This is a genomic window from Candidatus Nitrotoga arctica, from assembly GCF_918378365.1.
Lineage (GTDB): Bacteria > Pseudomonadota > Gammaproteobacteria > Burkholderiales > Gallionellaceae > Nitrotoga > Nitrotoga arctica.
In genome coordinates this window covers 902,020-928,094 of record NZ_OU912926.1, presented here as the reverse complement: position 1 = coordinate 928,094, position 26,075 = coordinate 902,020, and the positions used below count along the sequence as shown (strand labels likewise).

The 26,075-nt window shown below is 48.7% G+C and carries 25 protein-coding genes and 3 pseudogenes; 14 read left to right on the top strand and 14 right to left on the bottom strand.

Annotated elements, in window-relative coordinates:
* Positions 1 to 4 precede the first annotated feature (4 nt).
* From MKZ32_RS04190 to MKZ32_RS04165, 6 genes are all read right to left on the bottom strand, one after another.
* The gene (locus tag MKZ32_RS04190; RefSeq protein WP_320412260.1) at positions 5 to 745 is read right to left on the bottom strand and encodes a glycine zipper family protein; all 741 of its coding nucleotides are present in this window, start codon (positions 743 to 745) and stop codon (positions 5 to 7) included.
* On the bottom strand, positions 742 to 1,278 hold the full coding sequence (locus MKZ32_RS04185) for a hypothetical protein (RefSeq protein ID WP_239796112.1): 537 nt from the start codon (positions 1,276 to 1,278) through the stop codon (positions 742 to 744). The genes MKZ32_RS04190 and MKZ32_RS04185 overlap by 4 nt, the downstream gene beginning before the upstream one ends.
* A gap of 291 nt (positions 1,279 to 1,569) precedes the next feature.
* Positions 1,570 to 2,469 carry an E3 ubiquitin ligase family protein gene (locus MKZ32_RS04180; RefSeq protein ID WP_239796111.1) on the bottom strand — a complete coding sequence of 300 codons (900 nt, stop codon included), beginning with the start codon at positions 2,467 to 2,469 and terminating at the stop codon, positions 1,570 to 1,572.
* Between the two features lie 111 nt (positions 2,470 to 2,580).
* Positions 2,581 to 3,147 (bottom strand): LemA family protein, encoded by a 567-nt coding sequence (locus tag MKZ32_RS04175; RefSeq protein WP_239796110.1) that lies wholly within the window; start codon positions 3,145 to 3,147, stop codon positions 2,581 to 2,583.
* Between the two features lie 281 nt (positions 3,148 to 3,428).
* Positions 3,429 to 3,797 (bottom strand): hypothetical protein, encoded by a 369-nt coding sequence (locus tag MKZ32_RS04170; protein ID WP_239796109.1) that lies wholly within the window; start codon positions 3,795 to 3,797, stop codon positions 3,429 to 3,431.
* 442 nt (positions 3,798 to 4,239) lie between these two features.
* Positions 4,240 to 4,704: an MEKHLA domain-containing protein gene (locus tag MKZ32_RS04165; protein WP_239796108.1), complete on the bottom strand. Its 465-nt coding sequence runs from the start codon at positions 4,702 to 4,704 to the stop codon at positions 4,240 to 4,242.
* A gap of 491 nt (positions 4,705 to 5,195) precedes the next feature.
* On the opposite strand from MKZ32_RS04165, the gene MKZ32_RS04160 reads away from it, so the two are divergent.
* The 3 genes from MKZ32_RS04160 (at position 5,196) to MKZ32_RS04150 (ending at position 6,897) form a co-directional block, all read left to right on the top strand.
* Positions 5,196 to 5,588 (top strand): hypothetical protein, encoded by a 393-nt coding sequence (locus tag MKZ32_RS04160; protein ID WP_239796107.1) that lies wholly within the window; start codon positions 5,196 to 5,198, stop codon positions 5,586 to 5,588.
* A 255-nt stretch (positions 5,589 to 5,843) separates the two neighbouring features.
* Entirely contained in the window at positions 5,844 to 6,287 is a 444-nt protein-coding gene (locus MKZ32_RS04155; RefSeq protein ID WP_239795975.1) for a helix-turn-helix domain-containing protein, read from the top strand.
* A gap of 205 nt (positions 6,288 to 6,492) precedes the next feature.
* Positions 6,493 to 6,897 carry a transposase gene (locus MKZ32_RS04150; protein ID WP_239795974.1) on the top strand — a complete coding sequence of 135 codons (405 nt, stop codon included), beginning with the start codon at positions 6,493 to 6,495 and terminating at the stop codon, positions 6,895 to 6,897.
* An 82-nt stretch (positions 6,898 to 6,979) separates the two neighbouring features.
* Here the strand turns inward: MKZ32_RS04150 and MKZ32_RS04145 are convergent, their stop codons facing one another.
* Together MKZ32_RS04145 and MKZ32_RS15635 are read right to left on the bottom strand one after the other, a co-directional pair.
* Positions 6,980 to 7,873, bottom strand: coding sequence for a dienelactone hydrolase family protein (locus MKZ32_RS04145; RefSeq protein WP_239796106.1), 894 nt, complete (start codon positions 7,871 to 7,873; stop codon positions 6,980 to 6,982).
* A 213-nt stretch (positions 7,874 to 8,086) separates the two neighbouring features.
* Positions 8,087 to 8,284, bottom strand: a pseudogene (locus MKZ32_RS15635) (IS30 family transposase); the annotation flags it as partial.
* 265 nt (positions 8,285 to 8,549) lie between these two features.
* Between MKZ32_RS15635 and MKZ32_RS04135 the strand changes: the two are divergent.
* Positions 8,550 to 9,911, top strand: coding sequence for an IS110 family RNA-guided transposase (locus MKZ32_RS04135; RefSeq protein ID WP_239795878.1), 1,362 nt, complete (start codon positions 8,550 to 8,552; stop codon positions 9,909 to 9,911).
* Positions 9,912 to 9,946: 35 nt separating this feature from the next.
* Here MKZ32_RS04135 and MKZ32_RS04130 read toward each other — a convergent pair.
* Positions 9,947 to 10,762: pseudogene (locus tag MKZ32_RS04130) on the bottom strand (IS30 family transposase); the annotation flags it as partial.
* Between the two features lie 274 nt (positions 10,763 to 11,036).
* Here MKZ32_RS04130 and MKZ32_RS04125 point away from each other — a divergent pair.
* The gene (locus MKZ32_RS04125; protein WP_239796103.1) at positions 11,037 to 12,671 is read left to right on the top strand and encodes a YncE family protein; all 1,635 of its coding nucleotides are present in this window, start codon (positions 11,037 to 11,039) and stop codon (positions 12,669 to 12,671) included.
* Between the two features lie 131 nt (positions 12,672 to 12,802).
* On the opposite strand, the gene MKZ32_RS04120 is transcribed toward MKZ32_RS04125, so the two are convergent.
* The gene (locus tag MKZ32_RS04120; protein WP_239796102.1) at positions 12,803 to 13,114 is read right to left on the bottom strand and encodes a hypothetical protein; all 312 of its coding nucleotides are present in this window, start codon (positions 13,112 to 13,114) and stop codon (positions 12,803 to 12,805) included.
* A 769-nt stretch (positions 13,115 to 13,883) separates the two neighbouring features.
* On the opposite strand from MKZ32_RS04120, the gene MKZ32_RS04115 reads away from it, so the two are divergent.
* On the top strand, positions 13,884 to 14,543 hold the full coding sequence (locus MKZ32_RS04115; RefSeq protein WP_239796101.1) for an ankyrin repeat domain-containing protein: 660 nt from the start codon (positions 13,884 to 13,886) through the stop codon (positions 14,541 to 14,543).
* A gap of 191 nt (positions 14,544 to 14,734) precedes the next feature.
* Here MKZ32_RS04115 and MKZ32_RS04110 read toward each other — a convergent pair whose 3' ends face one another.
* Positions 14,735 to 15,370: a DUF1109 domain-containing protein gene (locus tag MKZ32_RS04110; protein WP_239796100.1), complete on the bottom strand. Its 636-nt coding sequence runs from the start codon at positions 15,368 to 15,370 to the stop codon at positions 14,735 to 14,737.
* The gene (locus tag MKZ32_RS04105) at positions 15,370 to 15,909 is read right to left on the bottom strand and encodes a sigma-70 family RNA polymerase sigma factor (RefSeq protein ID WP_239796099.1); all 540 of its coding nucleotides are present in this window, start codon (positions 15,907 to 15,909) and stop codon (positions 15,370 to 15,372) included. Before MKZ32_RS04105 ends, MKZ32_RS04110 begins: the two co-directional genes overlap by 1 nt.
* 261 nt (positions 15,910 to 16,170) lie before the next feature.
* Here MKZ32_RS04105 and msrB point away from each other — a divergent pair, with 261 nt between their 5' ends.
* The 7 genes and pseudogenes from msrB (at position 16,171) to MKZ32_RS04075 (ending at position 21,239) form a co-directional block, all read left to right on the top strand.
* Positions 16,171 to 16,716, top strand: a complete 546-nt coding sequence (gene msrB / locus MKZ32_RS04100; RefSeq protein ID WP_239796098.1) for a peptide-methionine (R)-S-oxide reductase MsrB — start codon at positions 16,171 to 16,173, stop codon at positions 16,714 to 16,716.
* A 133-nt stretch (positions 16,717 to 16,849) separates the two neighbouring features.
* Positions 16,850 to 18,415 carry a cytochrome c biogenesis protein DipZ gene (locus tag MKZ32_RS04095; protein ID WP_239796097.1) on the top strand — a complete coding sequence of 522 codons (1,566 nt, stop codon included), beginning with the start codon at positions 16,850 to 16,852 and terminating at the stop codon, positions 18,413 to 18,415.
* Between the two features lie 18 nt (positions 18,416 to 18,433).
* Complete coding sequence (gene msrA / locus MKZ32_RS04090) at positions 18,434 to 19,060, top strand: peptide-methionine (S)-S-oxide reductase MsrA (protein WP_239796096.1); 627 nt, start codon at positions 18,434 to 18,436, stop codon at positions 19,058 to 19,060.
* A gap of 138 nt (positions 19,061 to 19,198) precedes the next feature.
* On the top strand, positions 19,199 to 19,417 hold the full coding sequence (locus MKZ32_RS04085; protein ID WP_239796095.1) for a TMEM175 family protein: 219 nt from the start codon (positions 19,199 to 19,201) through the stop codon (positions 19,415 to 19,417).
* 128 nt (positions 19,418 to 19,545) lie between these two features.
* On the top strand, positions 19,546 to 19,776 hold the full coding sequence (locus MKZ32_RS04080; RefSeq protein WP_239796094.1) for a hypothetical protein: 231 nt from the start codon (positions 19,546 to 19,548) through the stop codon (positions 19,774 to 19,776).
* Positions 19,777 to 20,177: 401 nt separating this feature from the next.
* Positions 20,178 to 20,321 (top strand): annotated as a pseudogene (locus MKZ32_RS15630) (ATP-binding protein); the annotation flags it as partial.
* A 384-nt stretch (positions 20,322 to 20,705) separates the two neighbouring features.
* Positions 20,706 to 21,239: a DUF4142 domain-containing protein gene (locus tag MKZ32_RS04075; protein WP_239796093.1), complete on the top strand. Its 534-nt coding sequence runs from the start codon at positions 20,706 to 20,708 to the stop codon at positions 21,237 to 21,239.
* Between the two features lie 378 nt (positions 21,240 to 21,617).
* Here MKZ32_RS04075 and MKZ32_RS04070 read toward each other — a convergent pair whose 3' ends face one another.
* The gene (locus MKZ32_RS04070) at positions 21,618 to 24,044 is read right to left on the bottom strand and encodes a heavy metal translocating P-type ATPase (protein ID WP_239796092.1); all 2,427 of its coding nucleotides are present in this window, start codon (positions 24,042 to 24,044) and stop codon (positions 21,618 to 21,620) included.
* Between the two features lie 93 nt (positions 24,045 to 24,137).
* On the opposite strand from MKZ32_RS04070, the gene MKZ32_RS04065 reads away from it, so the two are divergent.
* Positions 24,138 to 24,557, top strand: a complete 420-nt coding sequence (locus tag MKZ32_RS04065; RefSeq protein ID WP_239796091.1) for a MerR family DNA-binding protein — start codon at positions 24,138 to 24,140, stop codon at positions 24,555 to 24,557.
* 132 nt (positions 24,558 to 24,689) lie between these two features.
* On the opposite strand, the gene MKZ32_RS04060 is transcribed toward MKZ32_RS04065, so the two are convergent.
* The gene (locus MKZ32_RS04060) at positions 24,690 to 26,069 is read right to left on the bottom strand and encodes a multicopper oxidase domain-containing protein (RefSeq protein ID WP_239796090.1); all 1,380 of its coding nucleotides are present in this window, start codon (positions 26,067 to 26,069) and stop codon (positions 24,690 to 24,692) included.
* Positions 26,070 to 26,075: the final 6 nt, after the last annotated feature.

The window sequence follows — 26,075 nt, the reverse complement described above, 5'->3', positions numbered from 1 at the left end:
ATGTCTAAGCATCAGGAGGTGGCGGTGGCGGATTGCCGCTTGGAGGCATGGGTGGCTGAAAATCCTCAGAAGGCACTAGTGGAGAAGTGTCATCAGGCGTCGTTAGGGGCAGGACATCCTCACGAGGCACTAATTGCTGAATATCTTCAGGGGTCAACGGAGCTGTGGAAACATCCGGAGGCGGTGGTGGCGGAGCCCCGCGAGGCGGCGGCGGAGGCACGAAAGAGTTAACAGAAGGCAATGATGGCGTTCCGCTTGGAGCCGGTGAAGGTGCATATTTGCTATTTTGGACAGGCTGCCGTGAATATTCCAAACGGCCTGATACTGGGACACGATGGCCTTTCGCATACATGCATTGGTGATATGCGAAGTCATAACGCTGCTGAAGGTTGAGTCCTGAGCTTTCACCCGTGCCCACTCCTACCATGGAACCAATGAGCAATCCAGATCCGGCGCCCACGCCAGCGCCATTGTGTCCGCCTAACAATGCGCCCGCTGTGGCGCCAATTGCAGTTCCTACCACTGCGCTTCTCACACCACTCTCAGCCGCTGCTTCATTGGCCGTGCGACCACCGACCTGAGTGCTGGCATACCGCCTGCAATCAGCCTCGTCAAATCGGAACTGGTTAAAGCTTTTTCCCGTGCCCGGCAGCGCAAGCATACCTGGACCAGTCGGTAACGACGTACAAGCATTGAGCACGAGAACTGCCAACAGCAAGAAAGAAAGTCGCAATTTATGTGTCATGGCGCAGATACATTACTCACAGCGGGTTGGTCATCTGAATCGGGTGCAGGTTGCGGCGCAACTCGCAGCCAACCTCCTGGACATTTATTAACATATGGATAATAAGAATTTGAATTTACGCAGTAATACCACCAAGAACCCTGAACATTTTGCGACGAATTTCTCGGTGCTTCTTGTGTTCTTATCTGTGGGTCGTCTCTTCGTTCGGTGTAAATTACCGGCGCAGGCTGCACCGGGGGGTAATACGCGGGCGCCGGCGAATAATAATAGGGCGACCCATAGTACGATGCCCCATAGTATGAGTACGGAGAATACCCAAAATTAAACCCAATCGGCGCACCGAGATAGATGCCTACGCGCCCACCACCGTTCCAGCCACCTCCACGCCACCCGCCGCCGCCATGCCACCCACCGCCCCCGTGCCAGCCACCACCACGCCCTCCGCCTGCCGCAAACACTGCCTCGCTAGTCGAAACCCCCACCAACAGGGCGATGATTAAGGTTAAAACCAAACGCATTTTTGATGTCTTCATTATCTCTGTACCCCACTATGTAGCACACGTAACAATCTAATTTCAGAGAATTGCTATCCGATAAATTTGAGTAGCGATTCCGATTTGGCCCCTGTAAAGCTTTTTAACCAGTAGTCGAAAATAAAAAGATAAAAATAAATATTTAGTTCCCCAAAACCTGAATGACTCTAAAAAAGTCAGACCATATATCTTTCTAAAACGCATCACATCAATGACCGTTGACCAAGAGCATGGATTTTATATTGATAATTCTGATGAACATGGATGCCGTCCATAATATTGTGTTTTACGTTATAAGCTGACATTTTGCAGCATTAATCCTAACCCACCAAGCGATCCAAAGAAAATCATGAGATGCCCCCAGACCCAGAACATGTAGCGACGTGACAGACGATCCCCCGAGAGGTTGCTGATAAGGAAGAGTTGTCCATCAGGAGAACGGCTGATGATATGGGTGCTGGGCTGGGCCAGAACATCCACCTTCATTTTCTCTACTTCCCGCTTGGCCGCTTGTCTAACGAGTTCCCATTCCTCTATGCCTAGCTCCCCATCTTTATTCAAATCAAAGCGTGCAAGCAACGTGGGCATACTTTTCTTCCATTCAGTCAGCAATGCGTTCAACTCAACGCGCAGGTCAAATTCCTGATTGCTCCCACCAAGCGTACGAAACCGCCCGATGACGTAGAGGATTTCACCCTTGATCAATTTCCACTCAGTGTAACGACAGCCATCCTCTTGCCACTGGTCATAATCCTGAGTGATGATCTCTGCATTCTCCGGGTCAACCACGCATTCACCGGTGTCGTCGCGCAGTATGAAAGAGTCGTCAGTTTCACCGCTATCTATTATTTTCCATCCATTTTTCTCTTGCTGTTCGATTTTATAACGGCACCACAAGCAAGGAACTCGTCTTAACGTGCTGAACAATAGAGGATCACAGAATGGTTGACCCTTTCCCACTAATTCAACATAACCTTGTGCGGCAGAAGCAATCTTTGATGTAGGTGTGTTGCGTAAGGTACGCAGCCTATATAGCGAAGATATCCATGCATAGAAACTAATCAAGGCAATTGCAGCAAGGCAAGACACCCAGCCGTCGCGGGAATGCAGGTTGATACCAACAAGCAGCAGCAACAGCTGCGCACCTGAGGTAATAAGTTGCGCATATTTGCGTCGTAGCCAATCCAGCATGGGGATTATCGTGAATATTGCACAGCGATTCGCACGAATCTTACCCACCAGAGATCAGGGAAAACAAGCATGGATGGTTCATTAACAGGCAAGATATATTTGCCGTAATCGTTAGTTAAATAATTGCTGGAGATTTACATCCATCTTTTCTTCCGCAGAGAATACCAACAAGGTTTTTTCATCAAAGCCGAACATCTTCGCAAGGATATTGGCGGGAAAGATTTCAATGTGCACATTATTGATGCTCACTGCGTCGTTATAAAATTCACGGCGGTCAGCAATTCCATTCTCAAGATTACTGATACGACTCTGCAGCTGCATGAAACTTTCATTAGCTTTTAGCTCCGGGTAAGCTTCTGCAAGGGCGAAGATTCTGCCCAGTCCCGCGCGTAGCATCCCTTCCGCCTGCCCCAGGGCGTCGATATCTTGACGGTTCCCCGCAGACTGCACCTGTGATCGTGCCTCAATAACTTTTTGCAGAGTGGACTGCTCAAACTGCTTGTACTGTTTGCACACTTCAACCAGTTTTGGCAACTCGTCATGGCGCTGTTTCAATAGCACGTCGATGTTGGCCCAAGCCTTGGCAACGGCATTTTTGACACTCACCAAGTTGTTATACAAGCTAATGCCGTAAATCAATACTATGGCAACGATACCGAAGAAAATAAGCGTATACATGTTGTATCTCTTTCTTTTGCAATTGAACGCTCAGCCTGAACATTAAAAGAACATGCAGTTTTCGTTTGAGGTGAGGATTCTTGATCGGCTGCTTCTGGCCGGTTTCTGAAACTGACTTGCAACGCCTGAACGAACAAACACACTACATAGCTGACTATCAAGAAAATATTCTCTTCCACATGACAAATGCCATCACTGAATTTTTCAGTACATGAATTTCATGGCTTTGCAAATGTACAACTTTGATCAGGCACGTATTCATAATGATTCTGCGGCATTAATTAAATAGGCCGTATTTTCGGTGAGCTTATCTGGCGCTCAGTAACTCGCAACGGTGTCGCACTCCGCCGATCTCGGCCAGTATAAATCTTGGGAGCGCTGCTGACCCGTCTGTCCCGTGGAATCGCAATATTAGCAACGCAACTCACCTTGTCTTTATCTTGAATAAAGCCTCCATTGATCAGTTCCTGTAGCATATATTCAAGCGATTCCCGCAAACTGGGCGCAGCCCGTTTCATCAGTTCTTTCACAGTGGATTTATTATCAATTAAACAAAAAACACGCTTGATCTCACTGGATAAATAATTTGTTATCCTATTGCTTTCGTCCTCACCCTTACTGGTTTTGATAAATGTAATTTTGCTATCCATATCCAATCCTCGCACCTTAATTGTCTAAAGTTTACTTAAGTGGATTCAAGTTCGAAATCCACGAACTTGTTATCGGTCTAGCGTGTTTAAAGTTAAGAAATATTTTTTGTTAATGGAGGTCACCATGAATTCCAATGGTCACAGTTTCTAATCAGTACTCCATCGGGCTGTGGGTATTTCGACTTTACCTAAAAGGCAGTGCCCCTTATGCATAAGAGTTAAAAATCTCCTGCCTCGTTTCTTACGATCGATTGAATTGAATGGTAAGCGGGATAATCTTGGCAAGGCCGCACATCGGATGAAAATCCCTCATAAAAACTCATTGATATTAAGATGTGGTCACAAAGACGGGGAAATAATTCACAAAAGACACAGTGGCAATGCAGGTATGACCGCCAATGTTAAAGAAGCCTGTAAAGTATTTAACGTTGCATCGAAAAAATTAAAGATATTTCCAGTCTCTGATGAGTGCTGCTTGGCCATAAAACTGACCCTCTGGTGTCATCAAATTCCATACCGTAGCGTCATGGATCATGAAACGCCGACCCGACTTCGAAATACGGATACCAGAATAATTATTGATGTATCCATGTTTGCCAACTGCATCCAGCAGTTTAACCCGCTCTTTTTGATTTACTGTTTCAGCCGATAAGCGTGATGGAAGAACGGTAAACTCTTCCCAGCTCATTTCGAATATATCCAGCGCTCGTTGATTACCATAATTGAATATTGGGTCTCCCCCGATGCCGTGAGAGAGAACTGCGAACGGAGCCACAAAAAGGGCCTCTACAGCATTTTCATGAGTAATGCCTTTATCAAAAAAAGATTTTCCAGTCCAGTGTAAATAGCTGGAGCGCAAAATTTCAACATGATGAGTAAGAAAGGTAAATTTATTTTGGTATGTCATAGGCAACTATAGGCAGATTCAAATTAGAGGTGCTACAGCTCATACCAGCTTAGTATAGCCTATCGTTTTACGATAAAAACTCTCTGCAATTAGTTAATTATGGACGCTCCTTTAGCCTCATACATTTGTTCCTGTTCCTGGAGATACAGGGAATAATTGTAGCCAATTAATTTTAATTTAAACCAAACAATAGTGAGACCAAAACCGCCTTAGATAAATGCCGGAGTTAGGAATCTGCTAATGATCGGTTAAATTAAAAAATGTGGGAGACCGCACAGACAATATATATGCTGCTCGTTAAAGTACTATCTAAGGTCTGCCTATTTATTTAGATGAGTGAGGCTCGAGGATATTAAATAACCAGACTGCAACTATTGGTTCGACCGTGATATGCCAGTTAAATTGTAATGGCACCTTTCACTTTAAGCATCATTTGGGCGTATCAATAATTTTAAGTAATCAAATTATTAATTCTATACAAGGAGATTTACATGTTAAAAACTGTTCTTAATTTCGCTATAGCTTCCAGCTTTGCATTCGCTATGTCAGCGCATGCTGATTGTGTAACCTCAGGATCTGGTTGCATTGTATCGGAATCGGGAGAGCCGGTTCGTTCTGGGATTTCAAAACCCGACAGCTCTTGGCAAACCCGTACCTCAATGCCTGATAGAGCAACACAATCCGATACCTCAAAGCGAGATAAATCTAGACAGTCAAATACTTCAATGCCTGCTAACGCCAGACAATCTGGTACTTCAATGTCTGATAGCTCCAAGCAATCAAGTACTTCAATTCAAAGCGACACTGCCAAATCTATTCCCGCCCCGCAGAACGAAACTAAACCTGCCGCTGGTTACAGCGGCTCATGCTGCTGGGCTCCTTAAGTTACTGATACTCAGTCATCAGCATAGTAAATGGATGATGTCTATAGTAAAAATAGAAGCTAAAAATTAATCCAGTATGACCTCTTAACCCGGATGATCAGACACGTTCTCGCTGGCCTGTTCATCCGTTATAGGATAGCGATAATCAGACTTGTCGAATTCAAGCTCACCATCAAAAAGCCTAGTATCTAAACTCATAAATAACGAAACATATATTATACTGTCGCATACCCATCCCATGATGAGGAGCCTGCCATGCGACAGACTGAACTGTATCTTACCGACGAGGATCGTGAGTTGATCGAGACATATCGTACAAAGGGTTTGCACCACGCCCGAGAAGTCAATCGGGCACATATTTTATCTGCCCTTGATCGCGGGATCCCCGAAGCCCAGATCATGGCAGTTCTCGGCGTTGGACGAACCGCCATCTGGCGGACACGAAGCGCATATCTGGAGGATGGTGCCGAATATGCACTGTGCGATGTCGCGCGTCCCGGCAAGCCTCGGCAGTTTGCTACCGACGTCGAGGCGAAGATTACCGCTCTGGCCTGCTCGGAGCCGCCGGAAGGTGCCAGGCGCTGGACGCTCGAGTTGCTGGAACAGGCAGCGCAGAGGCAGGCGGATATTGGTCCGATCAGCCGCGAGACTATTCGCCGGCTGCTAAAAAAAACTGTCTCAAGCCATGGTGCAAGGTGATGTGGTGCATTGGCGCTTTGACCGAAGAATACCGGCAGCGAATGTATGACCTGCTCGATCTTTATGCCCGTCCGTTCCGGGCGGAAGAACCCGTGGTCTGTTTGGACGAGAAGAGCAAGCAGCTGCTCAAGGATACGCGGCCCCCTTTGCCAACCCAGCCCAACTCGTCCGCGAAGCAGGATTACGAGTATGTCCGCGCCGGTACTTGCAACCTGTTCGTGGCGGTCGAGCCAAAAGGAGGTCGGCGGACGGTCGTGATCACAAGCAGGTTTATGTCACGGCGCAGCGTATCCATCTGGTGATGGACAATCTCAACACCCACTTTCGCAAGTGCTTCGAGGAAGTGCTCGGTGCCAAGGAAGCAAAGGCACTGCTGCGACGTGTAGTCTTTCACTACACGCCGAAACATGCCAGTTGGCTCAACATGGCTGAAATCGAAATCGGTATTCTTGACCGCCAGTGCCTTGATCGACGCCTGCCAGACCGTGTTACGCTCACCGCCGAAGTGAATGCTTGGCAGTTGCGCCGTAACATGGAGCAACGTGGCATTGAGTGGACGTTCACTCGGCAGGATGCAGATACAAAAATGGCTAGACATTATGTTTTGTAATTAATGGGTTGTTATACTAGCCTCATGTCCAACCACGCCAGTCTTTTTAATCTAAATTTTTTATCTCTCTAATGTCTCTGCATTATCTGCGCAGATGAGTATCAAAAAAGGTGATTGTGCGTTGCCACGCCAGCTTCGCAGCTGCTTCATCGTAGCGCGGCGTGGTGTCGTTGTTGAAACCATGCTGCACACCCGGGTAGACGAACCCCTGATAGTTGACGCCAGCAGCCTTCAGCGCAGTCTCATATTTCGGCCATCCACCTGTGATGCGGTCGTCTTTCTCGGCATAGTGCAACAACAGCGGTGCCCTGATCTTGATTGCATCTTCATTTGATGGCTGACCACCATAAAAAGGTACGGCAGCATCCAGATCGGGAAAACGCGTCGCCAGAAAATTAGCGATTCCGCCACCGTAGCAAAAACCCACCACGCCAACTTTGCCATTGCCTTCGGGAAGCTTTTTCAAAAACCCAAACGCAGCAACAAAATCCTCCTTAGTCTTGGTCTGATCAAGTTTAGAAAAGAGTTCTCGTGCCTTGTCTTCATCTCCTGGGTAACCGCCTAATGGATACAGCGCATCCGGTGCAAAAGCGATAAAATTATCCAGCGCGAGACGGCGTGCTATATCTTCGATATGCGGATTAAGCCCGCGATTCTCATGTACCACCAACACGACAGGCAATTTACCTTTGGCTTTGGCAGGCTGCGCCAGATAACCTCGCAATTTCCCGTAACCCTGCGGCGAAGGATATTCCACATAGTTTGTTGTAATACGTGAATCATTGCTTGCAACCTGATATGCGTCGGCGAAGCGTGGATTCAGCGCATCTAGCAAACTTAAGGCTGTGACGCCACCTGCGAACTGGGCGACCGATTGCAAAAAACCTCGACGAGAAATATCACCATGTACATACTTATCGAATAGTTTCAATACTTCAGGATGAAAGTCCCCTACTGTTTTACGTTTCACGTCCATAACAGCCCTCCGCAATCATAATTAAATAAAAACCGTAAATCCCTAAACTACGTTTTCTTCATCTTAGACATTTACCCGAGCACGATAAGTGGATAATGGAGCTGCCCAAGAGTACAGCCTAAAATCATTGATAAATGAAGGTAACAAATGTTCGAAGCTATTATTTTTTATTCATAACGAATTTTATATAATAATCAGATAGATGTATTTAAATTAGGCGGATTCAGTTCGAAGTGCAACAGCTAATACTGGCTTGGTGTAGCGCATCTCCACCCCGAATAGTACTTCATGCGGTGATCTGAAACCCAGCACTTTGCGTGGCCGGTGGTTGAGTCGTTCTACCGCTCGCTGCACTTGCTCTTCGGTAACGTCAGCCAACTCCATGCCTTTGGGGAAGTACTGCCGGATTAGCGTAGTAATCGGCCCCGTGCCGCAAATCGCGCCGAAGAAACACGTCGCTCTCCGAATGTGGCAAAGTGGAATGAGGTGCCACGGAAGACCGGAATAGCAATGGTGCATATTGCCCGAGGGTTAGCGTGGTCATGGGTGACGTCATCGACATTGGTTAATTGGCTTGGCGTTGTTGGGACGCTTGGCCGATATCCCGTTTAAGAGAGTGAGCTTGACGACGTACCCGATGTGGCACCACATTCCAAAACGAATGATGGAGATAATCATGGTGCAACGCAAGCAAAAAATCAGTATCAAACCCGGCAAATCCAGAGAGCCTTTAACGATCACCCATCCCCATGCGGCTGGAGTCGATATCGGTAGTTCGTCCCATTACGTATCTGTGCCGCCGGACAGGGACGACGAGCCTGTCCGGGAGTTTTCGAGCTTTACGGTTGACCTCAACGCCTTGGCCGACTGGCTCGACGCTTGCGGGGTGGACACGGTCGCGATGGAATCCACGGGCGTGTACTGGATCCCTTTGTTCGAGCTTCTGGAATCGCGCGGCTTCAAAGTGTTTCTGGTCAATGCGCGCCACGTCAAAAATGTCTCGGGCCGCAAGTCTGACGTGCTGGACTGCCAATGGTTGCAGCAACTCATGACCTACGGTTTGCTTCGCGGCGCATTTCGTCCTACCGAAGCCGTGTGCGTATTGCGCTCTCTATGGCGCCAGCGCGGGATGCTTTTGAGAAGCCAGGGCACGCATGTGCAGCGCATGCAAAAGGCGCTCACGCAGATGAACATCCAGCTCACCAACGTCATCTCGGACGTGGTCGGCGAGACGGGGCAAAAGATTCTGCGCGCCATTGTCGCTGGCGAGCGCGACGGTCAAGTGCTGGCCGCAATGAAGAATGTGCGCATTCGCGCTACCGCTGACGAAATCGCAAAAAGCCTGCAAGGCAACTGGCGCGCAGAGCATCTGTTTGCGCTCAAGCAAGCGCTGGATATGTTCGATTTCATCGGCACACAGCTAGCCGAGTGCGACCGTGAGATCGAGGGGCAATTGCAAAGCCTGCAAGTTCATGACGGCGAACCAGCGAAGGGAAAGAAGCGTGGTCGCGCCCGCAACGCGCCGAAGTTTGATCTGCGCACGCAATTGTTCAGGATGTGCGGAGTTGATCTTACGCGCATCGACGGCATCGACGTCACCACCGCGCTTGCGGTGATCTCCGAGACCGGGGCGGACATGTCGCGCTTCCCCACGGCAGGGCACTTCGCGAGTTGGCTGGGGCTATGCCCCGGCACCAAGATTACCGGAGGCAAAGTGATGAGCGGCAAGACCAAGCGCGTAGCCAACCGGGCGGCCCAAGCCTTGAGATTGGCCGCAGCAGCATTGCGCAGCAGCCAGTCGGCGCTGGGCGCATATTTCCGCAGGATGTGCGGGCGCATGGACAAACCTAAAGCCGTAACCGCCGCCGCGCACAAGTTGGCACGCCTGATTTACACCATGCTTACCAAGGGAGAAGAATATACCGACCAAGGGCAGGACTACTACGAAGAACGCTATCGCGAAAGAGTGTTGCGGCAACTAGCCCAGCGCGCTGAAAAAATGGGGATGAAACTCGTCGTCAATGAACAGCCCGCTTAACTCTACTTTTTAAAATCAGTTGGTTGGGAGGTGTTTCTTAAGAGCCCATTACTGTTCTCGTTCAGACCTCGCTCCCACGAACGGTATGGATGCGCGAAATAGATTGCAGTCTGTAGTTCGGCTGCGATCCGTTCATGCCCCGCAAACTCTTTGCCGTTATCGAATGTAATGGTGTGGCATTTGTCTTTATGGGGACTCAGCAAACTCGTTGTCATGGCCGTTACACCCTCGGCATGTTTGCTGCGTATGTGTCCCGCCAACACGTAGCGCGACTTCCTTTCAGCCAGGGTAACCAGCCCCCCTTTGTGATTCTTGCCGATGACGGTATCACCCTCCCAGTCACCCATGCGTGTCTTTTGGTCAACGATTTCCGGACGTTCATCAATGCTGACACGGTTCTTGATCGTGCCTCGCCGCTCTTGCCCACTTGCATATCGCTTGCGGCGTGGTTTCTGGCTACGTAAATGCTGGCACAGGTCTCCTCCATCACGTTTGTCCGCGTAGACATGCCGGTAGATCGCCTCATGGCTGATCTGCAGTTCGCCTTCCAACTTAAGCCGATTGGCGGCTTGTTCTGGGCTGAGGTCTTCTCGGATCAACCTTTCGACTTCAGCCCAGCTGTCCGATGAAAATTGCTTACCATTGATACAGGTTTGCTTGCGCTCGTCACGTAACGATTGCGCCTGTTTTGGTCGCCAGCCGCGTTGACCTTTGTTTCGCCTGAACTCTCGTGAAATCGTCGATTTGTCCACGCCTATCTTTTGGGCAATCCGAGTTTGATTCAAACCCGCTTGTTTCAATCCGTAAATCTGATATCGTTGACCGCTGGTGAGCTGCTTATATTGCTTCATCTGTGCTCCTTTTACTTGGTCGTTTAAGAGGCTCCGATATTAACGCAGCTCGCCACCTAAGTTCACTTACAGAAATTGCACTTCAGAGTTGAATCCGCCCAATTAAGAATCAATTTGTTACGTGCGCAATTCCGCCAAATTTTGAATTGATCAGCCTCTCCCTAGCTCAACTGATCAGATACTTTTGGTTTGACTGATGTCATAGAACATGAATAGATCAGCCTTACTTTTGAAATTCGTATTTTACCCAGCAATCTTAACCACTCAAGGTCTCATGTTTAACTTTCCGAAAAATTTTACTTCGCTCCAATTCCTGGTCGGGCTAGCGCTCAGTGCTGCTTCAACATCGGCGCTAGCTTTTTGTTACCCTCTTAACTACAAGCATGAGCATGCCATTGCGGTTAACCCCGCGAGCAATAAAATTTATGCCGCGAACATGGTTTTTGCGAATAATACTTGTAGAATTGACTCTTACGAATTCCAATATGCAGACGTCACCGTCATCGATGGCGCGACCAATCAGATTGCTACTGATTTCCTATATTCCCTTACTTTTCTAACTGGTGGTGGCGCGTCACCGGATTTGATTGCAGTGGCGGTAAACCTCGCGACGAACAAGATTTACGTGGCTGACTTCAGGGTCGTCGCAGTGATAGATGGCACGAATAATACTTTCGAAATCGTGCCTACTGGAGTATCCCCACACGTTGTGGCAGTGAACCCCGTGACAAATAGGATTTATGTTACGAACAATAACAATACCGTCACCATCCTCGATGGTGCGACCAATTCCATTCTAAGCACCGTGGCCGTTGGATCGGATAACTCCACGTTCATGCACGCAATTGTAGTAAATCCGGTGACCAACAAAATTTATGTAACAAACGGGGGTGACGACACCGTCACGATCATAAACGGTGCGACTATCCCCCCCAGAACCGTGAGTACCGTGGCTACAGGAAAACACCCTTTCGCTGTGGCAGTGAACACTGTGACAAACAGAATTTATGTTACGAATAATGACAATAGCGTCACCATCATCGATGGTGCGACCAATTCCATCATAAGCACCTTGGCCGTAGGATCAGATAACTCCTCCTTCAAGCAAGCACTTGTAGTAAATCCAGTGACCAACAAAATTTATGTAATAAACGGAGGCAACGACACCATCACTATCATCGACGGCGCTACCAACACCACCAGCACGTTGGCGACCGGAGTTACGCCACGTGCAGTTGCCCTAAATGAAAAAACGAACAAGATTTACGTGGCAAACTATGGCAGTAATAGCGTCACAGTAATCGACGGCGCTACCAACACCACGACCACCGTGACCGTCGGGACGCATCCAAACTCTTTGGCAGTGAACCCGGAGACCAACAAGGTTTATGTGACAAGCGAAGATGATGACGCCGTCACCGTGATCGACAGCAGCATCGTTGTCGAATTCTACAACACCCAACTCGACAATTACTTTCTTACCGCCAATACAAGTGAAGCGATCGCCATCGACGGCGGCAGCGCGGGGCCTTGTTGGATACGTACCGGCAATACGTTCAAATCTGGGGGTAGTACCGCTGTCTGCCGTTTCTATGGGAGTCAATCACCTGGCCCGAATTCACATTTTTATACTCTGCTCGGTGCGGAATGCGACAACCTCAAACAGTTGCAAGCAAACATACCGGCTACGGAAAAACGATGGAATCTTGAGAACCTGGACTTTCTTTCAACCCTTCCCATCGACGGCACTTGTGCGAGCGGGTTGCTGCCAGTTTATCGAGCATACAACAACGGATTTACGCGAGGCATCGACAGTAATCATCGCATCAGTACAAGCCCAGCCGCCATACAAGAAGTGATCAATCGGGGCTGGATAAATGAAGGTGTCGTTATGTGTGCACCGAACTAATTGCAATACGCGCAACACACAACATATTAAATAACTGGGTTTACATAGCCAATTGTGCATGAAGCTCGCAAAAGACTTACTGGATTGTTCACAACGCGGAGGACGCGTCATTTATATTAAAACTTGTAAGGTTAATGTCCAGACCCTCTGACTGAGCCGGAACTAAAGCCAAAGCTACTGGTTCCACCGGATGTACCGGGCAGACCCATTACACTGGATGTGCCCGACGGATCAACTACACGGGATGAACCAGAAGGATCAATTACACCGAATGAATCAGAAATACTCATTCCTCCCGATGTGCCAACGGTGCTGTTTCCTCCAAATGTGCCAGACTTTTTATTCATTACATCTCCATGGTCTTCTTGGGAATCAGCTTGAGCTAAGGTAATGCCCACTACAAAACATGACGCAATTGCCAAGTTCATAACAATTACTTTCATGAGTAACTCCTCCATATTTGTATAGGCAAAATATTTATGAAATAAGATGGGGTTGATACTTCAATTTACGTATAAGTACGTATTAAGTAGGATTAACCACAATCTTAACTGCACCATATCAAACCCTTTCAAAATATTCTGTGCGTTACCCGACATTTAAAGATATTAATCATTAAGGCCTTCATTAACAGCATTTATATTAATTAAAGGCATAATTTCGGTTCTGTCGATCAAAAATATTTGACTTGCCGCGTAAATAGCCAACCGTAATTCCTGGGGCGCCTGGAGTGCCCGATCCCCTGGTTCGCAGAATTGAAGACTAACGAATACAATATATTAATCGTAGTGTTCGCCACACTCCCAAATAGTCCCAAACAACTATAAAGGCTCTCATAGAGCGTAACAGTGATACCGTTTTGACTAAACAGCCAAAGAACCATACAACGTAAGTTTGTAACAAAACCACAAGTAAAACCGGCGCTTTTATACTTATCAAAAATTCTTCACAAAAACGTCAACACTAGATTACCGCACTGTATTCACTTAGCAATGAAGACACTTCACAAAAAAATCTCGGGAATTTCATAAATTTCACAAAAAACTTACAGGTATTTGTTAATATACAAATAGTAATAAAAATCATTATTACTATTCGGCGAACAAGCCAGCCAGTCAGCCGTCTTTTTTAAGGGAACTATAATCATGACTGGAAAATGTACAAGCATTATCCCTATAATAATTACTTATTCAGATTGACCACTGGATTGCCATGTTGAAACATCTTTACAACTTCATTTTTGTGTTTTGCATCCTGTTCGCTTCACTTGCCACAGCCTCTCCCCTCCATGTAGCCGTTAGCGCAGATGACCTGCCTGCAGCGCAACGCTTGCTCACCAGTCCGTCCGGTCGGTCGCTGCGTGAGGAACGAGATGAAATTGGTCGTACCCCACTACTGCTAGCCACGGAACTGAACAGGGTTGATATCGCCCGAGCGCTGATCGATGCCGGTGCCGACGTAAACGCCACGGATGCCAAGCAGGACAGTCCCTATCTGCTCGCCGGCGCCGAGGGCCGGCTTGAAATACTCAAGATGAGTCTGGCCCATGGCGCCGACCTGGCCAGTACTAACCGCTACGGTGGCACGGCGTTGATTCCTGCGGCCGAACGCGGCCACGTGGAAGTGGTACGCACCCTCATTACCGCCGGCGTCAAGGTCGATCACATCAACCGTCTCGGCTGGACCGCATTACTCGAAGCCATCCTACTGTCCGATGGCGGGGCAGCGCATCAGGAAATCGTGCGTCTGCTGATTGCCGCAGGCGCTGATGTGAACCTGCCCGACAGAGAAGGCACCACCCCTCTCCAACACGCCATGCATCGCGGCTATGTACCCATCGCCACTCTTCTACGCAAGAACGGAGCACGCTGATTTGCTATCTAACGAGAGCAACCAGAGGGAGTTTACCTGTCCTATCACAAATGATTGGCTGGCGAACAAGCACACCGTCTACGACTCAAGCCCCCTAGAACATGTGAACCAATCTTTGGTTGGGTGCAATGATGAAGTATTTTATTAAAGCCGGGATATTCGGGGGATAAATGCTATTGCAACTCTAAATATCACCACTTCAGTACGCGTTGTCCGAGCCATAAACCGATGATACCTATGGCGAGCATGGGCAAGTAATGCCACTCGATGACATGCACGATGGAGTCATTCACTTCGTGCAGCCGCAGCCACAATGCGCCGACACTAAAAGCAGAGAGCAGTGCAACGCTGCCCGCCAGCCGATAGTGCGTACTGGCATATTTACGCATCGAATAGAAAATCCACACTGTTGGTAGTAATGCTATTAGCGTGATACCGAGAGTGCACTCAAAGTTATGGACAGACAGCGGTATGGGCGAACTGTCTGCACGCCAGGCAAGAAACAAGGTCAGCAGGAATAGTGCGAACATCCATACCGGTGCCCAGGCCAGATTGCGCTTCTGGTGCAGATCAGGGAATGCCAACAGGGCAGCGCTGATCGAAGTGACGATCAAGATGCCGAGCAGCACAGCGATCTCGGCGACGAACCACGCGCTGTGAAATCTTTCCAGTAGATCCGGGCGCAGGCCGGAAAGCGCGAGCGATACCGCAAGATAGATCGCGGCGGCTCCCAACCACTGGAGGCTCAGTATGAACGGATGCGGCACAAGCTTCACAGTTATCCCATCTTGGGCGAGTCTCGCAATAAGGTTGTCTATGTTTGCCATTATTTTTCCAGCTTCTTTCTTAATATTTTATAAGCTCGGTGCGCCGCGACTTTTACGGCAGACTCATTCATTCCCATCTTTTCCGCTACTTCTTTAGCGGTGTAGCCCTCCTGATGTATCAGTTGCAGGATGGTCGCCTGTTTTTCGGGCAATTTTTGTATTTCCCCACTGATAGATTCGAAGCTAATGGCGGTTTCGGTTACAGATTCCTGCAAATTTTCTTCCATATCGTCGAAATCAATGGCATGACGTAGCTGATCGGAATAATGTGCGCGTAGATAATCCTGCAAACGGAATTTGGCAATGGCGTATACCCAAGGTTTATAAGGACGGTTGCTGTCGTAGGTATGGCGAGCTTTATGGATGGAAATTAGGATTTCCTGCAACAAGTCATCCACCTCGTGAGTGTAGCGAAGACGATTCGCAAGGAAGATATGAAGGAAGAGTGAAGTTTGTTTTAGCAATGAAGCATAAGCCCGCTGGTCTCCATTCTGAGACTGCCGCATCAATACTTCAAAACTGTCGGTTCTATCCGTCATCCGAGTGTCGCAAATTTTTTACTTAACTTTCTTCGGACATGTCTGAATCTATCTAGATGGCATCTGATCATCTTACGTTGTACCGTTCTGCTTCGGGCAGACTGTAGTGTCTGACGTATATCACGTAGACAATGTAACTATTTAACAACTTAATTCGAATACATGAGCAAGCAGCGCGAATCAGCATTAATTTCGATAGTTATTTTAAACCGAATGCAGGATTTGCTACTCGGACAAAATTGATACGCAGGAGGACTCATCATGCACCGCAGACAATTTTTATTCGCTTTATCCAGTGCCGCCGTATTCTTGACCACCCGAGCTTCTGCCAGCGCAGCATCCGGTGGCGACAAGGTGACCATTATGCAATTTTCAGATGACGGAAAACCGTTGGGCCGCGTCAGCCTGTTAAAGGTGCATAAAGATGCCGAATGGCGCAAGGTGCTGTCACCATTAGCCTATCAGGTAACCCGCGAACAAGGCACGGAGCGGGCGTTTTCGGTGCCTGGTCATGACAGGCATGAGGCAGGTTTGTATCGTTGCGTGTGCTGCGACAATGCGCTGTTCGATAGCAGTACCAAATACGATTCCGGCACGGGATGGCCCAGTTTCTGGCAACCCATCGCGCCAGAGAATGTACGTAATGTCTCCGATCGCCAGCTTGGTATGGCGCGCACCGAAGTGCAATGTATGCGCTGCGATGCACACTTGGGTCATGTATTTGACGATGGCCCAAAGCCCACTGGATTGCGCTATTGCATGAACACGGTGGCAATGCGCTTTGTGCCTAAACCAAAGACAAACTAATACATCATGCTGATATTTTTCTTAGCGTATCTGGGCGGTCTGCTGACCATTTTTAGCCCGTGCGTGTTGCCAGTATTACCGTTTATCTTTGCCCGCTCGGATCAGTCGTTCCGGCCTGCCAATCTTGTTCGGCATGGCAGCAACTTTCACACTGCTCGCCAGCTTTGCAGCGGTGGGCGGAGCATGGCTGGTCGAAGTCAATCAATATGGCCGTTATGTGGCGATGTTGTTGTTGCTGCTATTGGGAGCAGCGCTGATCTTTCCCGCCTTGTCGGAACGGCTGATGCGTCCATTTGTCTCTCTGGGAGGCCGTTTACAGCAACACGCCGATCAGCAAGGCAACTTCAAAGGCTCGCTGCTGCTGGGTGTGGCCGTGGGCTTTTTATGGGCGCCTTGCGCGGGGCCGATTTTGGGTCTGGTATTAGCAGGTGCTGCGCTGAACGGCGCGAACCTTTACAGTGCCTTATTGCTGCTGGTGTTCGCCGCCGGTGCCGCCACTTCATTAGGCTTTGCTCTGTTGGCGGGAGGACGAATGTTCAAACTGATGAAGCGCGGCCTGGGAGCAGAGGAATGGGTGCGACGGGGATTGGGCATCGCAGTGGTGGCAGGCGTGGTGGTCATCGCGTTGGGCTGGGATACACGCTTCCTTTCACAGTTTAGTTATTTAAACACCGCCAACACCGAACAAAAATTGATTGCGCAATTGGCACAGAAACCCGGTGCAACTATCGTCGCCGAGACCCTCACGATGCCGCCATTGACCGGTGCGACGCAGTGGCTGAATTCTCCGCCGCTGAGCAGTGAGATGTTGCGCGGCAAAGTGGTGCTGGTGGATTTCTGGACATACTCGTGCATCAACTGTTTGCGCACCCTGCCATACCTGAAAGCATGGGATGATAAATATCGCGCTCAGGGTTTGGTCATCATCGGTGTCCATGCCCCGGAATTCGCCTTTGAAAAAGATCAACGTAATGTTCAGCAGGCCATCCGCGATCTAGGCATCACTTACCCGGTGGCGATGGATAACCAATACGTTATTTGGAATGCCTATAAAAATGAATATTGGCCAGCACATTATTTGTTCGACGCAAATGGGAAAATTCGCCATAAACACTTTGGCGAAGGTGCATATAAAGAAACTGAGCAGATGATCCAGACCCTACTCAAGGAGGCACATCAGGACGTGCTGGCCATGGGTGATAAGTTAGTAAATGTAGCAGGGACAGGCGCAACGGCGGCGGCTGCGAATATAGAACGTTCGCCGGAAACCTATCTGGGTTATGCCCGCCAGAAAAACCTGGCTTCACCTGAAGTATTACGCAACGATGTGGTCAGTTCGTACAGCACGCCGCGCGTACTCAAACCGAATCAGTGGGCATTGCAGGGGAAATGGCTGGTATCCGAGCAATCAGCTGCATTGCCAACTGCAGGCGGGGCAATCAGTTATCACTTTCAGGGACGCGATCTGCATCTGGTGCTGGGTTCGCGCAGTGGCAAGCCGGTACGATTTAAAGTCACCCTGGATGGGGCCGCCCCCGGTGCCGATCACGGCGTAGATATTGACGCACTAGGCAACGGCATAATCCTCGAACAGCGGCTGTACCAGCTCATACGGCAAAACGGGAAGATTGGGTTTCACACCTTCCGTATTGAATTTTTAGATGGCGACGCAGAAGCGTTTGCCTTTACCTTTGGCTGATTTTTAAGGAGTGCCACCATGCTAACTATCAAAGATCTCCGCGGTTTTATTTTCAGTAGTCTATGTCTCATGCTCAGCTCAGGCACATTATCAGCCGCCACGGCAGCACCAAACGAGCAAACGGCGGTATTTGCCGGTGGCTGCTTCTGGGGTGTAGATGCAATTTTCAAGCACGTTAAAGGCGTCTCTGACGTGGTGTCCGGCTATACGGGCGGCAGTGCGGCAACAGCGCATTACGAACTAGTCAGCAAGGGGAATACCGGACATGCTGAAGCGGTGCGCATTCATTTCAATCCGGTTCAGGTGTCCTATCAGCAACTACTGCAAGTATTTTTCAGCGTGGCGCACAATCCCACCCAACTCAATCGCCAAGGCCCGGATATCGGCAGTCAATACCGCTCTGCGATTTTTTACACCAGTGCCGAGCAACAGAAAATTGCGCAAAGTTATATCCAGCATCTCACCGCCACGCGCACTTTTGCTGCTCCTATCGTTACGCAAGTCATGCCGCTGCAGCAGTTTTATCCGGCCGAAGAGCATCACCAAAACTATCTGGCTTTGCATCCTTACCAGCCCTATATCGTCCACCACGACATGCCCAAGCTGGCGCAATTACGTAAACAATTTCAAGGTCTGTATCATTAATCTTATCGCGAGGGCAGTATGTTAAACGCAATTAGACCACCCAGGAGGAACTGCCAATCTTCATGTTGATATTCTTGCTACCAGCCGAGGTAGAGGTCTTGGTGAAGTGGAGATTCTTTGAGAATGATGGAGCTAGTAATGGGAAAAAACAGACTTGAAGCATTCAGTGATGGCGTGATCGCTATCCTCATTACCATCATGGTGTTGGAGTTGAAGGTGCCTCATGGCGAGAGCATTGGGGCTCTTGTACCATTGATCCCAGTGTTCTTGAGCTATGTATTGAGCTTCGTTTACTTGGGCATCTATTGGAACAATCACCTACATGCAACTGGCAAAGTGACAGGGCCGATTCTTTAGGCCAACCTGTATCTCTTGTTTTGGCTATCGCTGATTCCATTCGCAACGGGTTGGATGGGAGAGAATCATTTTGCCGCGGCGCCATCAGCACTATATGGGGTAGTACTACTCATGGTCGCAATCGCCTAATGGATATTGCAGCAATTAATCATCCAATCACAGGGGTGGCAGTAGTGAATAATATTTCCGACTCGCTCAATGAACAAAATAGTGCAAGCCAAGATATTGCTGTTTACGTTGAGCGGGTGGCTCAACAGGCAGAAGAAAATACTGCTGCTGGCCAGACCGCAAGCTCTGCAATTCAACTCGAAAAACTAGCGAGCGATATGCGTGCTACGGTAGGCAGGTTTAAATTGTAGTTTATTTTCATGGTGTAATTTATTAGTTTTATTATATGTATTAGTGCCGCTCGTTCCTTGCCCATCTGTAACAGACTCACCAAATTAAGCGTTGTTGCATGGATACCCGCGAGCTCTGTTAAGCTATTGATCCAGCCAGTTGAAGTTTTCATGCTGCATATTTCATACGAGCATCCTGAAAGGATTTTTTGACACGCTCGGGTGATTTCTCCAATCCCCTCCAGACGCAATAATTGACGTAAGTCGCCAAGCGTTTTTTTTGGTGTTAACGAATCTGCTTAGAAATGCTGTTTATTTCACTGAACATGGATTCATTCACGTCAAATATACTCCCCCACAACTTATGGTGTCCGACTCAGGAATAGGCATCATCGCCGAGGAGTTGCCTCAAATCTTTTGAACGCAGCTACCGTGGTGGAAATAGATCTGGTGGATCGGGCATAGGACTCGACATTGTCAAACGTATTTGTGAGAAAGTCGGTTGGACAATCGAAATCGATAGCGTTCCATCTAAAGGGTCCACCTTTACAATCACTTTCCCCTAAAGCTGGCCAGTGCGGTGCATGTTGATCAATTTACAATTTCTCGCTCTGATTTAATGGCTTGTGTTCTCTCAGCTTGAACATTAAGTAGAAAATTTCATATAAAAATAATCGCTTCTGTATCTGCCATGTCGTCGCTCTTGTTCGTTTCTACATAGCAATACAAACTGCGGAGCCATCAACTTAATTTTAATGCCCATAAATTAATGATGAATAGGTTAAATAGGATTAACTCAGATGGCTTTGTATGCTAGCGAACAGAAAACTGTTAGCTACCTCGTCATCATAAAAAGGGCAGAGCTTTTGCCCAGTTTTCTGGCCAAAGTAAGCGCTCCACGTATCTCGCCGCTAAACGCGGCGCATCTACCCATCAATAAGGAGATAGAAATGAAAAAAGTACTAATGTTTGCAATTGCGCTGATACTTCCCGCATTTGCCATAGCCGAATCCCCTGGTAAAAGCGAACTCAATGATGCGGAAATCGCCCACATTATCGTGACTGCCAATCAGATTCATATTGAAAATGGTGAGCTCGCGGAAAAGAAAGCAACAAACAAAAATGTGCACGCATTCGCACGCCGCATGATCAAGGAATCCACGGACATCAACAAACAGGCGAAGAGTCTCGCCGCCAAGCTCCATGTGATCCCAGAGGATAATTCCAGCAGCAAGAGTCTGAAAGCCGACGGCAAAAAGAGTCTCAATAAACTTAAGAGTTTCAGCGGCAGCGAATTCGACAAAGCCTATATCGATACGGAAATCAAGCTTCATCGAAAGGTCATCGATGTGGTTGATATTCAGTTGATACACGACGTGAAGAATGAGGAATTAAAAGCCCTGCTGGTCAAGGTTCACACCGCCCTTGCCGCCCATCTGGAGTATGCAGAGACAATCCAGGGCACGGTTGGCGACAAGCACTAATGGAACCCGATGCAAGCCGGGACAGTGTTCTGCGCTGGCTTTCGTAGCGGCGCGGAACAATCCTTTGTTCAAATTTGTTCATCGTTGACTTCTTAATATGTTTATACCCAAACGCTTGGCGCACATTGAGTAAAAACAATTAACACATCAAGCCCATTCTCAGTAGAGCGGTCAATAGACCGAACATGCGGTATGTATCAGTGAAGACAGTCAAACAATCGGCAATCCTGTCACTGCCATTTACAGTCTCATAGAGCCTGAAAGACAGTACAACCAGCCTTATCAGGTTACATTTTGGCTACGTCAGCCAATGAACTTTTTAGCCATTCCTTAAATATGGGTCAATGGGCAATCCTTGCTATTCGCATGCCTTTTTTATTAACGATGGCAACCATACCGCGGTGTGTGGGCAAGAGTCGCACTGCGCAACCGCAGAGCATTGCCTATCACTGATACCGAACTTAACGCCATCGCAGCACTCGCAATCATCGGGCTTAATAGCAGACCAAACCAGGGGTATAGTGCTCCCGCAGCAATGGGCACACCAATCAGGTTATAAGCAAATGCAAAAAATAAATTCTGTTTAATATTTCGCATAGTTACCTGGCTGAGCAAACGTACACGGACTATGCCCAATAGGTCGCCCTTCACTAAGACAATGCGCGCACTATTCATCGCAATGTCGGTTCCGGTCCCCATAGCGATGCCAACATTCGCTTGAGCAAGTGCTGGCGCGTCATTGACACCGTCGCCCGCCATCGCCACGATGTGGCCCGCTGCCTGTAGCATTTGCACATGTCGATATTTATCACTTGGCATGACGTTTCCTTTGACATCATCAATGCCAAGTTGCCGCGCAACCGATGCAGCGGTCGCAACGTTATCGCCCGTGAGTAATACTATCCGAATGCCAGCAGCCTTCAGTTTTGCTATAGCACGTGCTGCCGTAGGTTTGATTGGATCGGCAACGCTCACCAGTCCTGCTGCCTTTCCATCAATGGCTAGAAACATCACCGACTTTGCTAACGCCTGCAATTCTTGTGTTTTACTTTGAAGTGACGCAATGTCGACGCCAACATCAGACATGAGCACGGCGTTGCCCACAGCAACCGACTTGTCATCAATAACCCCTCGTATTCCCTTGCCGGTAATCGAATCAAAATCTTTGGCTTCTACAATCTTAATATTCTTTTCTTTAGCGTACCCGACAATAGCCTGCGCAAGAGGGTGCTCACTGTCTTGTTCAAGAGAAGCCGCCAATGATAAAACCTCATTTTCAGTAAATCCATTGATAGCGACTACGTCCTGCACTTTGGGATGTCCTTCGGTAAGCGTGCCAGTCTTATCAACCACTAAGGTATCCACTTTTTCCATCAGTTCCAGCGCTTCTGCGTCTTTAATCAAAATGCCTTCTTGCGCGCCACGGCCAATGCCTACCATGATCGAAATCGGCGTGGCCAAACCAAGAGCACAAGGGCAGGCAATGATAAGTACCGAGACGGTTGCTACAAGTGCATGCGCAAGCGCAGGCGGTGAGCCAAAAAAAGCCCAGATAACGAAGGCCATGAGGGCGACTCCCATTACCACCGGCACAAACCATCCGGCAACAGCATCGGCAATTTTTTGGATTGGTGCACGCGAGCGGCTGGCGTCGTTGACCATTTTTACAATGTGCGCAAGCAGCGTTTCCGCGCCCACTTTCTGCGCCGTGAATACGAATGAACCGGTCTGATTAACGGTGCCAGCAGACACTTTACTTCCAACCGTTTTCTCAGATGGTATTGGTTCGCCGGTGATCATCGATTCGTCGATATTTGATCTGCCCTCGACCACTTCACCATCGACCGGCACTTTGTCGCCCGGCTTCACACGCAATCGATCGCCTACATGGATCTCGTCCAGATGTACTTCTTCTTCACTACCGTCGAGCCTGAGGCGAACGGCCGTATTTGGCACGAGCCCCAGAAGCAATTTGATCGCGCTGTTGGTACGTGACCGCGCTCGCAGTTCCAGCACCTGCCCCACGAGCACGAGCGTGATAATGGCGGCAGCGGCCTCGAAGTAAAGCGGCGCCATGCCGTTCATTTTGAAATCAACCGGAAGTAATTCAGGAAACAAGAGCGACACTACACTGAATACAAAGGCCGCCCCGGTGCCCAGTCCAATCAGACTGAACATATTAAGATTCCAAGTACGGAACGATGCCCCGGCGCGCTCGAAAAACGGCCAACCCGCCCACAGAACGACTGGTGTCGCAAGCGCAGCTTGCAACCAGTTAAACACAGTCGTTCCTAACCGACTGTGAAAGTCTATTCCTGGAACCATCTCACCCATTGTCAAAATCAGCAACGGTACGGTCAATGCTGTACTTACCCAAAGACGACGGGTCATGTCGTCAAGCTCGGTGGTATCTTCTTCCGCAGTCGCCTCCATCGGCTCCAGTGCCATCCCACACTTCGGGCAGCTACCGGGACCGACTTGCTGGACCTCAGGGTGCATCGGGCAGGTAAAGATCGCGTCCTTTGTAACTGCTTGCAGAGACGCCTTGGGGGCGATATCGCTGGATGTCGGCTTGCTCAGGTATTGCTTGGCATTGGTCCGAAATTTGGCAACGCAGCTTTCACTACAAAAATAGTATGTGGTGCCGTCATGCTCAACCGACTTCTTGCTGTTGGCCGACACTTTCATTCCACAGACGGGATCGATGTATGTTTTTTCGGAAATCGGGCTGCCGGCCGGTGCTACAACAACTTTTTTTTCAGGACTGGTATGACCGCAACAGGTGCTTTGATTTTTCTGATTCATGGCTCAACCCCTTGTCGTAGTTTAAAGACAGGCTCATCCTACACTCTGTGCATGACCCCAGAGTCAATCTTTTTTTACTTACCAGGCAAATTCATGAAAAAAGAAGTTGAGCAATTAACAATTGGCCGCTTAGCACGCGCTGCTGAAGTGGGTATTGAGACGATCCGCTACTATCAAAAATTGAATTTACTACCTACACCCGCGCCGAATGGCATGACATTCCGGCAATATCCGCTTGCACTCATTGAGCGCATCCGATTTATCAAGCGATCACAAGATCTTGGTTTTACGCTGGGAGAGATTGCATCCTTGCTTGCATTGGAGGGCGGTACTGACAGAGCGGCGATCCGCAAGATCGCAAATATCCGTCTTGGCGACATCAATAAGCGGATCGTCGACCTTGAACGCATGCAAAGTATTCTCACACATCTAATCCACGAATGCGAAATGACGGGTCGAACCAAGCCGTGCCCTATCATCTCAGCGTTTACAGGTGGGTCTACAGCACATTGATATCGATTATTTGATTTCGCCTTTCTACAACGGGCTGGAACATTGGGCTGGGAGCACATCATCGAACTGGCAATTATGTTCAGCAGCAACGAGTGAAAACAGAAATATGATGAAATTTAATGGGCCAATGTTTTAATGTTCGCTGTGACCCATGGGTTTACGCACTTTAAATTCCACCCCATCTTCGGATGGGGTTTCAGTTTGCCTTTGCACAGGCGGTAATTCACTATTAATTTCATATGCCACGGTACCTGCAGGATGCTTATAAATACCGGGGTCTTTGTAATCGTTACGCGCAAGACCTTCGCGGATTTTAACGGTCGTAAACATCCCTCCCATTCCGATGCCCCCAAACTGCCCCTGGCCGGACATCATCGGTAAGGTGTTATCTGGCAAAGGCATCTCCATCTTCTCCATATCCGCCATACCGCTTTCACCCATGCTCATGTAATCAGGAACCAGCGATGTTATTCTGTCGACAAGCTTGCTTTGATCTACACCAATCATCGTAGGAACGTCGTGACCCATGGCATTCATAGTGTGATGGCTCTTGTGACAATGAAATGCCCAATCCCCAAGCTCATCAGCAATAAATTCAAACGCGCGCATTTGGCCCACTGCTATATCGGCGGTAACTTCCGGCCAACGAGAATTTGGCGGCGTCCAGCCTCCGTCTGTCCCCACAACAACAAATTCGTGACCGTGTAAATGCATTGGATGGTTGGTCATCGTTAGGTTACCGACACGGATACGTACCCGGTCTCCCTGGCGAGCAACCATCGGCGAAATCCCAGGAGCAACCCTGCTATTAAATGCCCATAAGTTGAAGTCGAGCATGGTGGTAATTTTTGGCGTATAGCTACCAGGATCGATGTCGAAAGAATTGAGTAAAAATACGAAATCACGATCTACTGCCATGAACTGGGGATTTTTTGGATGGGTCACCCAGAAGCCCATCATACCCATGGCCATTTGCGTCATTTCATCAGCATGCGGGTGGTACATGAAAGTGCCGGGTCGTTTGGCTTCAAATTCATAAACAAATGTCTTGCCGGGATTGATACCAGCTTGGGTCAACCCTGTCACGCCATCCATACCGTTCGGTAACCTCTGCCCATGCCAATGGATGGACGTATGTTCAGGTAAACGGTTGGTAACAAATATGCGCACTCGATCACCCTCTACAACTTCAATGGTAGGTCCTGGGCTTTGGCCGTTATAGCCCCATAGATGCGCTTTCATACCCGGGGCCATCTCGCGCACTACCGGCTCTGCCACCAGATGGAATTCTTTGACGCCGTTGTTCATACGCCATGGCAAAGTCCAGCCATTGAGCGTGACAACAGGGTTGTAAGGGCGTCCATTTTCTGGCGTTAATGGCGGCTGTGTATCGGGGGTTTCCATCGAGACAATTTGAGGCAAAGCAGCCATTGCCACTGAACTTACCGTTGCTGCTGATAAAGCAACCCCTGCCGCACTTGCTCCCCACAGGAAATCACGCCTTGTTACCATATTTAA

Excerpts from the sequence above, each read along its gene's own strand:
- msrA (WP_239796096.1), top strand. The coding sequence starts at position 18,434 with ATGCTAACTATCAAAGATCTCCGCGGTTTTATTTTCAGTAGTCTATGT.
- MKZ32_RS04175 (WP_239796110.1), bottom strand. The coding sequence starts at position 3,147 with ATGTATACGCTTATTTTCTTCGGTATCGTTGCCATAGTATTGATTTAC.
- MKZ32_RS04085 (WP_239796095.1), top strand. The coding sequence starts at position 19,199 with ATGGGAAAAAACAGACTTGAAGCATTCAGTGATGGCGTGATCGCTATC.
- msrB (WP_239796098.1), top strand. The coding sequence starts at position 16,171 with ATGCACCGCAGACAATTTTTATTCGCTTTATCCAGTGCCGCCGTATTC.
- MKZ32_RS04135 (WP_239795878.1), top strand. The coding sequence starts at position 8,550 with ATGGTGCAACGCAAGCAAAAAATCAGTATCAAACCCGGCAAATCCAGA.
- MKZ32_RS04185 (WP_239796112.1), bottom strand. The coding sequence starts at position 1,278 with ATGAAGACATCAAAAATGCGTTTGGTTTTAACCTTAATCATCGCCCTG.
- MKZ32_RS04120 (WP_239796102.1), bottom strand. The coding sequence starts at position 13,114 with ATGAAAGTAATTGTTATGAACTTGGCAATTGCGTCATGTTTTGTAGTG.
- MKZ32_RS04095 (WP_239796097.1), top strand. The coding sequence starts at position 16,850 with ATGGCAGCAACTTTCACACTGCTCGCCAGCTTTGCAGCGGTGGGCGGA.
- MKZ32_RS04155 (WP_239795975.1), top strand. The coding sequence starts at position 5,844 with ATGCGACAGACTGAACTGTATCTTACCGACGAGGATCGTGAGTTGATC.
- MKZ32_RS04190 (WP_320412260.1), bottom strand. The coding sequence starts at position 745 with ATGACACATAAATTGCGACTTTCTTTCTTGCTGTTGGCAGTTCTCGTG.
- MKZ32_RS04145 (WP_239796106.1), bottom strand. The coding sequence starts at position 7,873 with ATGGACGTGAAACGTAAAACAGTAGGGGACTTTCATCCTGAAGTATTG.
- MKZ32_RS04080 (WP_239796094.1), top strand. The coding sequence starts at position 19,546 with ATGGATATTGCAGCAATTAATCATCCAATCACAGGGGTGGCAGTAGTG.
- MKZ32_RS04060 (WP_239796090.1), bottom strand. The coding sequence starts at position 26,069 with ATGGTAACAAGGCGTGATTTCCTGTGGGGAGCAAGTGCGGCAGGGGTT.
- MKZ32_RS04160 (WP_239796107.1), top strand. The coding sequence starts at position 5,196 with ATGTTAAAAACTGTTCTTAATTTCGCTATAGCTTCCAGCTTTGCATTC.
- MKZ32_RS04075 (WP_239796093.1), top strand. The coding sequence starts at position 20,706 with ATGAAAAAAGTACTAATGTTTGCAATTGCGCTGATACTTCCCGCATTT.
- MKZ32_RS04115 (WP_239796101.1), top strand. The coding sequence starts at position 13,884 with ATGTTGAAACATCTTTACAACTTCATTTTTGTGTTTTGCATCCTGTTC.
- MKZ32_RS04110 (WP_239796100.1), bottom strand. The coding sequence starts at position 15,370 with ATGGCAAACATAGACAACCTTATTGCGAGACTCGCCCAAGATGGGATA.
- MKZ32_RS04105 (WP_239796099.1), bottom strand. The coding sequence starts at position 15,909 with ATGACGGATAGAACCGACAGTTTTGAAGTATTGATGCGGCAGTCTCAG.
- MKZ32_RS04065 (WP_239796091.1), top strand. The coding sequence starts at position 24,138 with ATGAAAAAAGAAGTTGAGCAATTAACAATTGGCCGCTTAGCACGCGCT.
- MKZ32_RS04165 (WP_239796108.1), bottom strand. The coding sequence starts at position 4,704 with ATGACATACCAAAATAAATTTACCTTTCTTACTCATCATGTTGAAATT.
- MKZ32_RS04180 (WP_239796111.1), bottom strand. The coding sequence starts at position 2,469 with ATGCTGGATTGGCTACGACGCAAATATGCGCAACTTATTACCTCAGGT.
- MKZ32_RS04170 (WP_239796109.1), bottom strand. The coding sequence starts at position 3,797 with ATGGATAGCAAAATTACATTTATCAAAACCAGTAAGGGTGAGGACGAA.
- MKZ32_RS04070 (WP_239796092.1), bottom strand. The coding sequence starts at position 24,044 with ATGAATCAGAAAAATCAAAGCACCTGTTGCGGTCATACCAGTCCTGAA.
- MKZ32_RS04125 (WP_239796103.1), top strand. The coding sequence starts at position 11,037 with ATGTTTAACTTTCCGAAAAATTTTACTTCGCTCCAATTCCTGGTCGGG.